Source organism: Thermodesulfobacteriota bacterium, from assembly GCA_035325995.1.
GTDB lineage: Bacteria > Desulfobacterota_D > UBA1144 > Nemesobacterales > UBA2774 > JADLGH01.
On the sequence record DAOKYU010000001.1, the window covers coordinates 484116 to 498016 of the forward strand.

Consider the following 13901-nt stretch of genomic DNA (forward strand, 5'->3'; position numbering starts at 1 on the left):
ACCGGCTTAATTTTACCGGTATTTTAGGGCGTTGTCTTTTTTCGGGGACGTCTCTGCCCGGGGTGCTTCGCGAACCAGGCCCGGACGCTCTTCAGGACGAAGGAATGATGGTAGGCCATCTGCGCCGGGCTGTATCTCTCCCCGGACCCCCACGGGCAGGCGACCCGCGAGGCGCACCTCTCGGAGCAGGCGTCCGTATCGAGCCGCCACTCCATGCACGCCTGCCAGTCCCAGCCGCTTTCGGACACCGTGTGCGCGGGGCAGGCCGCGATGCAGGGCTTGTCGCAGGAAGGGCAGGGGTCGAACCCTTCGAGAGGCCTGTCGTATTCGGCGAATTCGGCGCCGGTGATTATGGCCGCCCGGAGGGAAATCCACGTGCCGAAGACGGGGTGGATCAGTATTCCCAGGAGGCTCCCGACACCCGCGCCTCCGAGCCTGCCGAGCGCGGCGAAATCGAGGGCGAGGGCATTTTCGCCGAAGGGGTAGGCGAGCGCGTACCCTACGCCTGCCGCGCCGAGCGCTTCGCCCGCGCGGCTCATGTTGAGGACAGTGTAGCTGTCTATGAGGTCCGTGTGCTTTTCCCGGAAGTCCGGATTATTGTCGAGGTATGCGCTCAGAATTTTCCAGAAGGAGTTTCCGCCGAAGCCGGCGAGTATTATCGACTTCGCCCCGCTCATGATCGCGCCAGACCTTCTTTCCGGCGTAACCGAGCCGTCGTAATCGGCCGCTTTTATTTTGAGGAATATGTTGAATCCGGATTCGGAAAGGAAGCGTCTCGTCTCGCCGAAGGCTTCTTCGGGGGTCACGGTCTATCCCTCCGTGCCGCGCCGCGTCATTCGGCGGCGGCCTCGGGGTTTTGGGATATGCCGGGGTCGAGGTTCTTGCTTATGTCGTCTATTTCCTTGAGGGTCGGGAGGTCGCTGAGGCTCTTGAGCCCGAAAACTTCGAGGAACTCTTCCGTCGTCCCGTAGAGGAAGGGCTTTCCGATGACCTCTTTCCGTCCCTTGATTTCGAGTATCCGCCTTTCGAGAAGGGCGTTGATGACGCCCGAGGAATCGACGCCCCTTATGCTCTCGACCTCGACTTTCGTGACGGGCTGCTTGTATGCGATTATGGCTATCACTTCGAGCGCCGCGCGGCTGAGCCTGAATTTACGGACCTTTTTATTAAAGCTGGCTATGAACTCGGAGTGAGCCGGGTTGGTCCTGAACTGGTAGCCTCCGGCCACTTCCTCGAGCCTGAATCCCCGGCCGAATCCGGACCATTCTTCTATGAGCTCTTTTAAGTGCTTCTTGATGTCCGCGCGCTCCAGCTCCGTGAAGACCTGCATGAGCTTGTCCACGGTGACGGGCTGGTCGGATATGAATATCACGGCCTCTACGGCCTTCTTGATGTCAGTAGGCTCCAAGCTCGTTCTCTCCGGTGTGGTGGGATATGATGATGTCGCCTTCGTGGCCTTCCTGCGAGACCCTGATGTTCTCCATCCTCGCGAGCTCGAGTATCGCCAGGAACGTCAGGACGAGGTCGAACTTCGACGAGCAGTCGTCTAGGAATTCGGTGAACTTCATGGTGCGCCTTTCGAGGAGCCTCGAGGTTATCTCGTGTATCTTTTCCTCGATGGTTATGCTCTCGACCTCGTAGACTATCTCTTCCGTCCAAAGGTGGCTCCTCCGGTTATAAAACTCGCGGAACGTCTCTATGAGCGCCCAGAGGCTTACGGGGACGAGCTCTATCTCTTCCTCGACGACGGCCTCGGAGCCGTCGAAGTCTCTCTTGAACACGTCGCGCCCGAGTATGGGCCTTTCGATGAGGTCCGAAGCCGCGTCCTTGTATTTCTGGTACTCGATGAGCCTCTTCACGAGCTCGGCGCGGGGGTCGGTCTCGTCTTCCTCTATAACCGGCTTCGGCAGCAGCATCCGCGACTTTATCAGGCTGAGCTCGGCCGCGATGACGAGATATTCGCCCACGACCTGGAGGTCGAGGTCCTTCATGAATTCGAGGTACTCGATGTACTGCTCCGTGATTACGGCGATCGGGATGTCGTATATGTCTACTTCGTTCTTCTTTATGAGGTGGAGCAGGAGGTCGAGCGGGCCCTCGAAGAGCTGTACCTTTACGAGGCACGGCTCACGGGTCTGCATCGATTCCGCTTCGTGTCCGGCGTTTCGGTTCATTTCAGCAACGCACTTATAATACCCCAAAGCGTGCCGGAATTGTATCCCGAAAGGAGGGCCGAGATGTAGGAGACGGGCAGAAGGAGATATTTGAATACTCCCCCGCCGAATATGAAGAGGGCGAAGAGGAAGAATACGCCGTAGGGCTCGAACCTGCTGTAGGCGTAGGCGTAGCGGTTGGGGAGCAGCCCGTAAAGAACGCGCGAGCCGTCGAGCGGCGGTATGGGGATCATGTTGAAGACGGCCAGCGCTATCCCGTAGAAGAGTGTGAGGATGAGTATTATGGCGATTACGCCGTAAACCCCGTCTGAGCTTATCTCGCCGCTCACCATCTTCGGAATCATGTACCTTAGCGCGAGCCCTGCCGCGAGCGCCATGGCGAGGTTGGACAGCGGGCCCGCTATCGCGACGAGTATCGTGTCCTTCTTCGGGTCCTTGAAGTTCCGGGGGTCTATCGGGACGGGCTTCGCCCACCCGAAGCCGACGACGAACATGAGTATGGTCCCGAGTATGTCGAGGTGCGCTATGGGGTTGAGCGTGAGCCGCCCCCGCATCTTTGCCGTCGGATCCCCGAGCTTGTTGGCCGTCCAGCCGTGAAAGTACTCGTGCACGGTGAGCGACAGCAGTATCACCGGGGCCTGTATCAAAAGGAGGTCAATGTTCTTTAAAAAGTCGAAATTCATAGGTTGTTTGAGCCGTTACGAATGGAGAATAATATACTCGATTCCGGGGAGATTACGATCTCGGGTGATATTTTTTGTGTATCTCCTTGAGCCGCTCGCTCTCGACGTGAGTGTATATCTGCGTCGTCGAGATGTCCGAGTGTCCGAGCATGACCTGTATCGTCCTGAGGTCGGCGCCGCGCTCGAGAAGGTGCGTCGCGAAGGAGTGCCTGAGCGTATGGGGGCTTATTTTCTTCGTGACGCCGGCCTTGAGCGCCTGGGCCTTTATTATCTTCCAGAACCCCTGGCGCGTCATTCCCGCGCCTCGCCGCGTAACGAAGAGGGCCTTCGATTCCCGTCCTTTGAGGAGCGCCGTCCTCGAATCGCGGAGGTACAGGAGGAGCTTCTCCCTGGCCTTGTCGCCTATGGGGACGACGCGCTCCTTGGACCCCTTGCCGTAGACGACGACGAACCCGAGCTCGAAGTTGACGTCGTTCAGCTTGAGCCCTATGAGCTCGGACACCCTTATACCTGTCGCGTAGAGCATCTCGAGCATGGCGGCGTCGCGGAGCCCCTCGGGGGTGGATTCGTCGGGTGCGCCCAAAATGCTCTCGACGTCGTCGAGCGATATGACGCCCGGGATGGCCTTTTTCATCTTCGGGGTTTTGATGTGAGCGGTCGGGTCCTCGGAGAGGACTTTCTCGGACAGAAGGTACTTGAAGAACTGCTTCACCGAGACCATGCTCCTGACTATGGTCGTCGCGTTAAGCCCTTCCTCGCGGGAACGGGTCATAAAGTCTAGTATGTCGCCGTATTTGATTTCGCGGGCCGAGGTTATGCCCCTGGAGTTAATAAAAAGGAGGAACTTTTTAAGGTCCCTCCCGTATGATTCGAGCGTATTTTCGGAAAGACCTTTTTCAACCACGAGGTACGAAAGAAACGAGTCGAGAAGGTCGTCCATGTGAAATCATTTTACTATATCAGGTGCCCATTTCCCAGGAGCTGAGATACTTCTTCTGCTCGGGGGTGAGCTTGTCTATATTTATGCCCTTGGCCTTGAGCTTTATGCGGGCGACGCCGGTGTCGACCTCGGTCGGCACGTCGTAGACGCGATTCTCGAGCGACTTCGCATGTTTCACCACGTACTCGGCGCAGAGGGCCTGGTTGGCGAAGCTCATGTCCATGACGCTCGACGGGTGCCCTTCGGCTGCGGCGAGGTTTATGAGCCTTCCGTCGCCGAGGACGTTCACGCGCTTTCCGTCGGCGAGCGTGTATTCCTCGACGTACTCCCTAATCTTCCTCTTTCCCCTGGCTATCTCGGCGAGCCCGTCGAGGTCGAGCTCGACGTTGAAGTGGCCGGAGTTGGAGATAATAGCCCCGTCCTTCATGACCTTGAAGTGCTCTTTCCTGATTACGTGGAGGTTGCCGGTGACGGTGCAGAAGAAGTCGCCCAGCTTCGCGGCCTGTGCGATCGGCATGACCCTGAACCCGTCCATGACGGCCTCTAGCGCCGCGAGCTCGTCGACTTCTGTCACGATGACGTTCGCGCCGAGCCCCCTGGCCCTCATTGCGAGGCCCTTGCCGCACCACCCGTACCCGCAGACGACGAAAGTCGTTCCGGATATGAGCCTGTTGGTGGCCCTGATGATGCCGTCGAGAGTGCTCTGCCCGGTGCCGTAGCGGTTGTCGAAGAAGTGCTTCGTCTTGGCGTCGTTAACCGCGATTATCGGGTATTCGAGGACCCCGCTTTCGGCCATGCTGCGGAGGCGTATGACGCCGGTCGTCGTTTCTTCCGTGCCGCCGTAGAGGTCCGTGAGCTTGTCCCTTCTGTCCTTGTGGAGCGTCGATACGAGGTCGGCCCCGTCATCCATCGTGATGTTGGGCGACATGTCGAGGACGCTGTTAATGTGCTTGTAATAGGTCTTCGTGTCCTCGCCCTTTATAGCGAAGACCGAAATCTTGTGGTCCTTCACGAGATAGGCCGCGGCGTCGTCCTGTGTGCTGAGAGGGTTCGAGGCGCAAAGCGCGACGTTGGCTCCCCCGTCCTTGAGCGTTATGGCGAGGTTGGCCGTTTCGGTCGTTACGTGAAGACACGCCGCGATGGTTACGCCCTTGAGCGGCTTCTCTTTCTTGAATCTTTCCTGTATAAGCGCGAGTACCGGCATTTCCTCGGCAGCCCATTCGACCCTGAGCTTCCCTTCCTTCGCCAGTGCAAGGTCTTTTACGTCGTAGGTCATTATTGCCTCCGTTGGTGTGTCTGTAGGGTGGTTATGATAGACGTCAGGCAGTGGCCCTGGCCAGATCCTTCGTCTTGTCCGTTTTTTCCCATGTGAATTCGGGGTTGCTTCTCCCGAAGTGCCCGTACGATGCGGTTTCCCTGTAGATGGGCCTCAGAAGATTGAGAGAAGAGATGATCCCTGAAGGGCTCAGGTTGAATACCTCCCTGATGGCCGTCGAAATCTTCTCTTCGGGTACGGCGGCCGTGCCGAACGTCTCGACCATTATCGAAACCGGCTCGTGTATGCCTATCGCGTAGGCGAGCTGTACCTCGCACTCCTTGGCGAGCCCGGCCGCGACGACGTTCTTCGCTACGTAGCGCGCCATGTAGGCGGCGCTGCGGTCCACCTTGGACGGGTCTTTGCCCGAAAAAGCGCCACCTCCGTGCCTGGCCCATCCGCCGTAGGTGTCGATGATTATCTTCCTGCCGGTGAGGCCGGAATCGCCCATCGGGCCGCCCGTTACGAACCTGCCCGTCGGGTTTATGTAGATCTTCGTCTTGTTGGAAAGCAGGCCCCCGTCGATGGTGTGCTTTATCACCTCTTCGTATATACCTTCGTAGATTGTCTTCGTGTCGACCTCGGCCGAATGCTGCGAGGATACGACGACGGCGTCTATGCCCACCGGGACCTTGTTCTCGTAGCGGACGGTGACCTGGGTCTTGCCGTCCGGGCGCAGGAACGGCAGGATGCCCTCTTTGCGCGTGTCGGTGAGCCTCTTTGCCAGCTTGTGCGCGAGGACTATGGGCGTCGGCATGAACTCGGGCGTCTCGTCGCTCGCGTATCCGAACATTAGCCCCTGGTCGCCCGCCCCCTGCTCCTTGTCCTTGCCGGAATCGACGCCCATTGCGATATCGGGCGACTGCTTGTCTACGGCGATTATGAGGCCGCAGGTGTTGGCGTCAAAGCCCATTGCGCTGTCGGTGTACCCGATGTCGGCGATGGTTTTTCTTACCGTTTCCGAAAGGTCTACTATGGTGTTGGCCGTTATCTCCCCCGCGACCACGACGAGCCCCGTCGTGAGGAGGGTTTCGCAGGCCACCCTGCTGTGCGGGTCGCCCGAGAGCATGGCGTCGAGCACGGCGTCTGAAATCTGGTCCGCCATCTTGTCCGGATGGCCTTCCGTTACGGATTCTGAAGTAAAGATGAAATTCCCGTGAGACATGTATTAAGTCCTTTGCATGGAATGAGTATTTGACAACAAAAGCGGATATCGTAAATAGTTTTAAAAGCTCTGTCAAGAAAGCCGGGCGTGGCGGGGAGGGACCGTCACCCCCCGGATTCGACCGGCGGAGGCGCGATTTTTTCACATGAGTGCGGGGCATGGTATAATCCGTACCCTTGAATCCGGGACGGGCAGGCCCGGGAAACAGGTTATGGGAAGGATAAAATGAAAAAATTGATAGTGCCGTCGATACTTTCTGCGGATTTCGCCAAGCTCGGAGACGAGGTGCGCGCGGTCAAGGACGCCGGGGCCGACTGGATCCACGTGGACGTCATGGACGGGCATTTCGTGCCGAATATAAGCATCGGAATACCTGTCGTCGAATCGCTGGCCAGGTGCGCCCCGCCGCCGATGGACATACACCTTATGATAGACAACCCGGACGAGTTCGCCGAGAAGTTCATCGACGCCGGCGGCGACGCCGTCCGCGGGATAACCGTCCAGATAGAGACCTGCAGGCTCCTTTACAGCACGATATCGGCAATCAAATCGCGCGGCGTGCACGCGGGCGTGGCGCTCAACCCGGCGACGCCGCTTTCGGCCCTCGAAGAGGTCTTCGAGTACGTGGACATGATATTGATAATGACCGTCGAGCCGGGATTCGCCGGGCAGAAGTTCATACAGTCGATGGTTCCCAAGGTGAGGAAGCTCCGGGAGATAATAGACGGCTCGGAGCATAAGCCGCTTATAGAAGTAGACGGCGGCATAAAGCTCGACAACATACGCGTCATAGCCGAGGCCGGTGCGGACGCCATAGTCTCGGGCTCGGGCATCTTCCACACGGAGAGCTACGCCGAGACGATCTCGCTCATGAAGAAGGCGGCCTCGGGAGAGTAGTTCTCTCACGGCGCGGCGCTCTGCGCTTCCGGTCGGGCCGTTATTGGTTTAAAATTGATATGCCAGGTATGAACCCGGGGGCAAGCTATATTAAAAATGTGGAAGAGTATTTTCTCTCGCTCGCGGGCGAGGGGATAATGCTCTCGTCCATAGACTACGACCTCATTCGAGGATGGAGGGACGGCAATATCCCGGAAGAGATCGTGATGAGGGGCATAAGCCGCGCCTTCGGCGAAAAGGGGCCGAAGCGCATACCGGGCGGGCGGATAAGGGGCCTCAGGCAGTGTGCCGAGTACGTCGAGACGTGCGCGGCGGAATACGGCCACCCGGCCCCGGCCGCAAGAGTTGGTGCCAGTGACGAGAGTGCCGTCTACGAAAGCGGGCTCTCGGCGGCGGAGAAGCTCGGGCGGCTTATAGACGCCGAGAAGCGCGGGCCCGCGAGGAAGTATTATGCTGGCCTGAGGGCGCGCATCCTACGTGCGGAGGGCGGCGAAGGAGCCGCGTTTAAATCACTTTCGGAGCTCGTGGGCGAGGCCATGGACGAGCTCTTCGGCTCACTCACCGAAGAGGAGAGGGAGAAAATAGAGGCCGAGGCGCGGGGGAGGCTGGGGGACAGGGCGAGGCGCATGACGGACAAAGCCTACGCCGAGAGCGTGGCGTCTTTCAGGAACGAGATACTGAGCGAGAAATATTCGATAAAGAGCGTTGTGTAGAGGCCGGATGCTTAAGGGAAAGAAGAAGATATCCGCCGGGTGCGACGATTGTCACCACGCGGGCTATACGGTCAGGACGAGCGGGAACTACGCCCGGGCCGTCCTCTGCGAATGCGTGAAGGAGTGCGGGGTTTGCGGGGGCAGCGGCAACGTCATGAGGCGGAACGACAAGGGGTACGAGAAGATATCGTCGTGCTCCGCGTGCGGGGTCGTGAGGCAGAACGTAAAGCTCTATAACGGCGCCGGTATCCCCGCCAAGTATTATCACGTCCACCAGGTGGACGCCGGGCTCGCGCCCGGGTCTATGAACGAATCCCTCCAGAAGGCGCTCATATACGCCAAGGAAGAGTTCGTAAAGAAATTCCCGACCAGGAAGGGGTTCCTGCTCATGGGGGCTTCCGGACTCGGGAAGACGCACCTGGCCGTCGGCACCATTGCGGAGCTGACGCTCGGGCACGGCGTGAAATGCATGTTCAAAGACTTCTTCTATCTCCTTTCGGAGCTGAAGCAGGCCTATTCCGAGGGCACCCCCGAGAACGACGTCATTCTGCCGCTCGTCGAGGCCGAGGTGCTCGTCATAGACGAGCTCGGCAAGGGGAGGAGCAGCGAGTGGGAGCTCAACATCCTGGACCAGCTCATTTCCAAGCGCTACAATGCCTCGCGTCAGACGCTCGCCACGACCAACTACGTAACGCGCGAGATAGCGCGCGAGAAGGGCGACACGACGGAGATACTCGAAGCGAGGGTAGGGGAGAGGATAGCGTCGCGGCTCTTCGAGATGTGCGAGTTCCTTTATCTGGAAGGCAAGGATTACAGGAAGAAGGCCCGGAAGGCCTGACGTCCCTAGAACTCCCGGTACCGGGAGTGCTCCTTTTTCACCTGCTCTATCACGTCGTCCGCAGCGGTCGCCCCGCCGACCGTGTCGTATTCGCTCCGTTTCTTGTCGAGGAGCTCTTCGAGCACTTCCTTGGTCGAAATCCAGAGGCCGTCGAGGTTGTACCCGCCTTCGAGGATGAACGCTATATTGCCGCCGGAGTGTTTGTCCGCGGCGTCGAGCATGAACCTCGCCTGTCGGGCGAAGCCCTCGGGCGTGACGCGCATCCCGCCGAGGGGGTCTTCGAAGAAGGTGTCGAACCCGGCAGAGACTAAAATGAAGCCGGGCCTGTACTGCTCTATAACGGGGCCCAGGATCTCGGAGAATATTTTGAGGTATTCGGCGTCGCCCATGCCTTCCTTCAGCGGGACGTTCACGGTGTATCCCTCGCCCTCTCCCGCGCCGGTTTCGCCGAGCGCCCCGGTGCCCGGGTAGAAGGGGAACTGGTGCGTAGAGAAGTATAGGACGTCGCTCCTCCCGTAGAACATGTGCTGTGTGCCGTTCCCGTGGTGGACGTCCCAGTCGACTATCAGCACGCGATCGACGCCTTTCATCCGGGTTAGGTACGCGGCGCCGACGGCGACGTTGTTAAAGAGGCAAAATCCCATGGCCCTGTCTGCCTCGGCGTGGTGCCCGGGCGGCCTTACGAACGGGAAGGCGCGGTCGAGCCTGCCTTCGAGTATGGCGTCTATAGACGAGAGCATCCCGCCCGCCGCCCTCACGGCGGCGTCGTAGGAGGCCGGGCTGGTCGTCGTATCGGCGTCGAGGAATACGCGGGGCTTTCCCCTGGTGGATGCTATTTTGTCGAAGTATTCGGGGGTGTGGACGAGGGTGATTTCCTCTTTCGTAGCGTCCCTCGGCTCTAGTATGGTGACCTCGTCCCTCATGCCGGTGTGCCGCAGCATGTCGGCGATCGCGAGTATGCGCTCGCTCGTTTCGGGATGGCCCATCCCGTTATCGTGATCGACGAAGAGCTTGTCTATGACTATTCCGACTTTTGGCATGTGCGCGGCCTCCGAAGGGGAATGAGCTAAATCGTAGCACACTATGCGGTGGGCTCAAAGGACTCGGGCCCGCTCGCCGGTCTGTACGAGCTTCCTTATAGCCCCCGCGAGGTAGATCGAGCCCGCGATGCAGGAGGGCTCGTTAAGGTCCAGGAGTTTGCCGTACGCCTCGGCGTAGTCTTTTATTACCGTTATCTCGCAGGCGACATACTTCGCCGCCGCTCCGAGTAGTTTTTCGGCGGGTGTCGTCCTCGACGACGGGACTTCGGTGATTATGAGCCTTCCGGCGACCCCGGCTATCTCCTTTAAAAACGGGCCGTGCCGCTTGTCGTCGAGCATGCCGACGAGGAAGGTGAATTTCGTTCCGGGGTAGAGCGCGCGGAGGGATTTTACGAGCGCCCTGCCGCCGCCCGGGTTGTGTGCGCTGTCGAGTATGAGCGGCGGGGATTCGCGAAGGGTTTCGAGCCGCCCGGGCCATCTAATGTCGGCGAGGCCAGCCCTTACGGCCGCCTCGCTTATATCGATGCCGCAGTCGAGGCTGAAGGCCTCGAGGGCGGCCAGCGCGACGGACAGGTTTTCGAGCTGGTAGAGGCCGGCGAGGTTCGACGTGAGCCCGGGGAGCTTCCACTCCCTGCCGGAATAAGTGAAGTCGGACGTCCCGCCGCCCGAGAACCTGAAATCCCTGCCGTGGATGTAGGCATGGGACCCGGCCTCGCGGGCGTAGTCCGTGATAACGCCGAGGGCGGCCCCACGGGCGGCGGTGACGACAGGAGCGCCGGGCTTTATTATGCAGGCCTTTTCGAGCGCTATCGCCGGAAGGGTGCGGCCGAGGTATTCGGTGTGGTCCATGGAGACGTTCGTTATGACGGATACGAGAGGGGTGGTGACGTTCGTCGCGTCCCACCTTCCGCCCATGCCGACTTCGAGCACCATGAAATCCGCGCCGCGCCCGGCGAAATAGACGAAGGCCGCCGCCGTGACGACCTCGAAATAGCTCGGCGATTCGCCTTCGGCGTCCGCCGCATCCTTGACGCGGAATATGATCCGGGCGAGGTCGTCCGGGCTTATCTCTTCTCCGCCAAGCTTTATCCTTTCCGTTATGCTTACCAGGTGGGGTGAGGTGTAGTCCCCCGTGAGGTAGCCCTCCCGCCCGAGGACGGCCGAAATTGCCGCCGTCACAGAGCCCTTGCCGTTCGTGCCGCCGACGATTACGGCCGGGACTTTATCCTGCGGGTTTCCGAGCCTTCGAAGGAGGGCCCCGATCCTTTCGAGTCCGGGTTTTATCTTGTGGAATCCGAGGGAGTCCAGGTAGGAATTGGCGTCTTTTATCGTCATACAGGGGCTACCACAAGGGAAATTCTATCATAATCCGGGGCCGTGTCAGGGGAATCCTGACATGGTAATTATTTCCATTTAATAAAAATCACCTCTTGCTATTTCCTTCATTCTAGTTTACAATTTGAAAACGTAAATCAATTTCGCGGGGAGCTAAAAATATGACTCCTGTGGCCATAAGGAAAATGGAAAGAAGAAAAACCTTCAACGATTATATAGCCAAGAAGCGCCTCAAGTCCACCAAGCAGAGGGATATAATCTTCGATGAGTTCTTCGGTAATTACATGGGGAAACACGTCACAGTTGAAGAACTTTATGAAGATATAAAGAAGCGCCACCCGTTCATCGGCTTCGCGACAGTATACAGAACCCTCAAGCTCTTCATGGAGTGCGGTATTGCTTCCGAAAGGAATTTCGGCGACGGAAAGGCCCGTTACGAGCCGATTCGTTCCGAAAGAGAGCACCACCACCACATGATCTGCAACCAGTGCGGGAAGATATACGAATTTGCGAACAACCAGGTCGAGTCCTGTCTCAACCAGATAGCGAAGCTGAACGAATTCCAGCTCACGAACCACAAGCTGGAGATTTACGGCCTTTGTTCCGATTGCAGGGCGGCTAAAACGGCCTGAGAACTTGTCGGTACGGCGGATGGATCAGTGTAGGGCAGGGTAGACTGCCGCCCGGCCCTAGAGGCTTCCTGCCCGTATGAGGTCTATCATATCCCTGACCGCAAGGTCAATTCCAGCGGTGATAGCCCTCGATATTATGCTGTGACCTATGTTCAGCTCTTCTATCCCTTCTATTTCCGCAATGCTAACGACGTTGAAATAATTGAGCCCGTGCCCGGCGGATACCCTTAGCCCGGCTGAGTACGCCTTTTTGACGGCCCTCCGGATTCGTGACAGCTCGTCCTCCCTTCCTGCCTCGTCGGGCGCGTCGGCGTATGCCCCGGTGTGTAATTCGACCATCTCGGCACCCGTGGCGGCGGCCGCCTTTATCTGCGCCGGGTCGGGGTCTATGAAGAGGCTGACGAATATGCCTTCCTTCTGTAATCGCCTGACGACGGACTTTATCTCCTTCGGGTTCCCCGCCGTATCGAGCCCGCCCTCGGTCGTGAGCTCCTGCCTCTTTTCGGGCACGAGCGTGGCCATGTCGGGCTTTATGTCAGCGGCTATTTTCACCATGGCGTCCGTGGGGGCCATTTCGAGGTTGAGCTTCGTCTTGACCGTCTCCCTCAGCATCCAGACGTCCCTTTCCTGGATGTGCCTCCTGTCCTCGCGTAGGTGAACGACTATTCCCTCGGCCCCGGCGAGCTCGGCGAGATACGCCGCCAGCACCGGGTCTGGCTCTATGCCTCCACGCGCCTGCCTTACCGTCGCAACGTGGTCGACGTTGACGTTGAGCCGTGTCATGACGCTTCCGCTCCTATGTCTTTTTGTATCGCATCCGCAAGCTCGGCGGCTATCTCTTTTATAAGGGTGACGTCCTCGCCCTCGACCATGACCCTCGATATGGGCTCCGTGCCCGAGTACCTGATGTTTATGCGCCCCCTGCCCGAAAGCCTGTTTTCGTTCGAGCGGATGAGGCCGTCGAGATTTTTTATCTTGCTGAGCTCTTTACGCTCCCTTATCCTCACGTTAAGGAGGAGCTGCGGGTAAAGATCGATTATCCTCGCAAGCTCTGAAAGCGGCCTCTCCTCCCTTTTCATTATGGCCAGCACCTGGAGCGCTGCGAGCGTGCCATCGCCGGTCGTGGTGTGGTCGAGGAAGATGATGTGCCCCGACTGCTCGCCGCCGAGGTTACACCCCCGGGCGCGCATGGCCTCGGAAACGTACCTGTCGCCGACCTCTGTCCTCACGAAATCGACCCCCTTGTCCTTTACGAAATTCTCGAGTGCCATGTTGCTCATGAGCGTCGTGACGACGGTGTTGCCCCTGAGGCTCCCGTTCCGTATCATCTCGTCGGCGCAAATGGCTATGACCTTGTCGCCGTCTACTATGTCGCCCGCCTCGTCGCAGAATATGACCCTGTCGGCGTCGCCGTCGAGGGCTATGCCGAGGTCGGCCCCGGTTTCGAGGACTCGCTTTCTTAAAAGCTCGGGATTGAGCGAGCCGCAGTCCGTGTTTATGTTCTTCCCGTCGGGGTTTACGCCTATGGTTACGACGTCGGCCCCGAGCTCCTGGAAGATGATGGGTGAAACCTTATACCCAGCGCCGTTCGCGCAGTCGAGGACTATTTTGACCCCCTCCAGCGTGAGGTTCTGGGGGAAGGAGTTCTTGGCGAATACGACGTATCTGCCGGGGGCGTCGTCTATCCTGTGCGCCTTGCCTATGTCGCCGGGAGAGGCCCTGAGCCGGTTGCTCTCGCCGTTCTGCATGAGCTCCTCGATGCGGATTTCTTCCTCGTCCGGGAGCTTGTACCCGTACCTGTCGAATATCTTTATGCCGTTGTCTTCGTAGGGGTTGTGCGAGGCCGAGATCACTATGCCCGCGTCGGCGCGCATGCTCTGCGTGATGAAGGCTATCGCCGGGGTCGGCAGCGGCCCCACGAGGAGCACGTCCACGCCCATGGCCGCTATGCCCGCGGAGAGGGCCTGCTCGAAGATGTATCCCGAGAGCCTCGTGTCCTTGCCTATGACTATCTTGAGCGGGTGCGGGCCCTTTGTCCGCTGCTTTAGAAGATAAGCGAGCGCCTTGCCGAGCCTGAGGCTCATCTCGGGCGTCATGGGCTCCTGGTTCGCTACGCCTCTTATCCCGTCCGTTCCGAAAAGTCTTTTCATCTTATTATCGCTCAAAATT

15 protein-coding genes are annotated in these 13901 nt (G+C 58.9%); 4 read left to right on the forward strand and 11 right to left on the reverse strand.

The window, feature by feature from the left end; all coding sequences use genetic code 11:
- Window positions 1–23: 23 nt before the first annotated feature.
- From PKC29_02245 to metK, 7 genes are read right to left on the reverse strand one after another with little or no spacing between them, the layout of a single operon-like run.
- On the reverse strand, window positions 24–806 hold the full coding sequence (locus tag PKC29_02245) for a hypothetical protein (GenBank protein HML94230.1): 783 nt from the start codon (window positions 804–806) through the stop codon (window positions 24–26).
- 26 nt (window positions 807–832) lie between these two features.
- Complete coding sequence (scpB, locus tag PKC29_02250; GenBank protein ID HML94231.1) at window positions 833–1408, reverse strand: SMC-Scp complex subunit ScpB; 576 nt, start codon at window positions 1406–1408, stop codon at window positions 833–835.
- Complete coding sequence (locus PKC29_02255; protein ID HML94232.1) at window positions 1395–2141, reverse strand: segregation/condensation protein A; 747 nt, start codon at window positions 2139–2141, stop codon at window positions 1395–1397. Before PKC29_02255 ends, scpB begins: the two co-directional genes overlap by 14 nt.
- 29 nt (window positions 2142–2170) lie before the next feature.
- Window positions 2171–2857, reverse strand: coding sequence for a site-2 protease family protein (locus PKC29_02260; protein HML94233.1), 687 nt, complete (start codon window positions 2855–2857; stop codon window positions 2171–2173).
- A gap of 52 nt (window positions 2858–2909) precedes the next feature.
- Window positions 2910–3797, reverse strand: a complete 888-nt coding sequence (xerD, locus tag PKC29_02265; protein ID HML94234.1) for a site-specific tyrosine recombinase XerD — start codon at window positions 3795–3797, stop codon at window positions 2910–2912.
- Window positions 3798–3816: 19 nt separating this feature from the next.
- Window positions 3817–5073 carry an adenosylhomocysteinase gene (gene ahcY / locus PKC29_02270; protein HML94235.1) on the reverse strand — a complete coding sequence of 419 codons (1257 nt, stop codon included), beginning with the start codon at window positions 5071–5073 and terminating at the stop codon, window positions 3817–3819.
- 43 nt (window positions 5074–5116) lie between these two features.
- The gene (gene metK, locus PKC29_02275) at window positions 5117–6277 is read right to left on the reverse strand and encodes a methionine adenosyltransferase (protein ID HML94236.1); all 1161 of its coding nucleotides are present in this window, start codon (window positions 6275–6277) and stop codon (window positions 5117–5119) included.
- A 225-nt stretch (window positions 6278–6502) separates the two neighbouring features.
- Here metK and rpe point away from each other — a divergent pair, with 225 nt between their 5' ends.
- From rpe to PKC29_02290, 3 genes are all read left to right on the forward strand, one after another.
- On the forward strand, window positions 6503–7174 hold the full coding sequence (gene rpe / locus PKC29_02280) for a ribulose-phosphate 3-epimerase (protein ID HML94237.1): 672 nt from the start codon (window positions 6503–6505) through the stop codon (window positions 7172–7174).
- A 98-nt stretch (window positions 7175–7272) separates the two neighbouring features.
- Window positions 7273–7887, forward strand: a complete 615-nt coding sequence (locus PKC29_02285) for a hypothetical protein (protein ID HML94238.1) — start codon at window positions 7273–7275, stop codon at window positions 7885–7887.
- Between the two features lie 7 nt (window positions 7888–7894).
- Window positions 7895–8725, forward strand: coding sequence for an ATP-binding protein (locus PKC29_02290; GenBank protein HML94239.1), 831 nt, complete (start codon window positions 7895–7897; stop codon window positions 8723–8725).
- 5 nt (window positions 8726–8730) lie between these two features.
- Here PKC29_02290 and PKC29_02295 read toward each other — a convergent pair whose 3' ends face one another.
- Together PKC29_02295 and PKC29_02300 are read right to left on the reverse strand one after the other, a co-directional pair.
- Complete coding sequence (locus tag PKC29_02295) at window positions 8731–9765, reverse strand: histone deacetylase (protein ID HML94240.1); 1035 nt, start codon at window positions 9763–9765, stop codon at window positions 8731–8733.
- A gap of 54 nt (window positions 9766–9819) precedes the next feature.
- Window positions 9820–11100, reverse strand: coding sequence for a folylpolyglutamate synthase/dihydrofolate synthase family protein (locus tag PKC29_02300; GenBank protein ID HML94241.1), 1281 nt, complete (start codon window positions 11098–11100; stop codon window positions 9820–9822).
- Between the two features lie 185 nt (window positions 11101–11285).
- Between PKC29_02300 and PKC29_02305 the strand changes: the two genes are divergently transcribed.
- Window positions 11286–11732: a transcriptional repressor gene (locus PKC29_02305; GenBank protein HML94242.1), complete on the forward strand. Its 447-nt coding sequence runs from the start codon at window positions 11286–11288 to the stop codon at window positions 11730–11732.
- A 57-nt stretch (window positions 11733–11789) separates the two neighbouring features.
- Here PKC29_02305 and PKC29_02310 read toward each other — a convergent pair whose 3' ends face one another.
- Both PKC29_02310 and glmM read right to left on the reverse strand, forming a co-directional pair.
- A complete protein-coding gene (locus PKC29_02310; protein ID HML94243.1) occupies window positions 11790–12515 on the reverse strand; it encodes a pyridoxine 5'-phosphate synthase in 726 nt (241 codons plus the stop codon).
- Entirely contained in the window at window positions 12512–13882 is a 1371-nt protein-coding gene (gene glmM, locus PKC29_02315) for a phosphoglucosamine mutase (protein HML94244.1), read from the reverse strand. The genes PKC29_02310 and glmM overlap by 4 nt, the downstream gene beginning before the upstream one ends.
- Window positions 13883–13901: the final 19 nt, after the last annotated feature.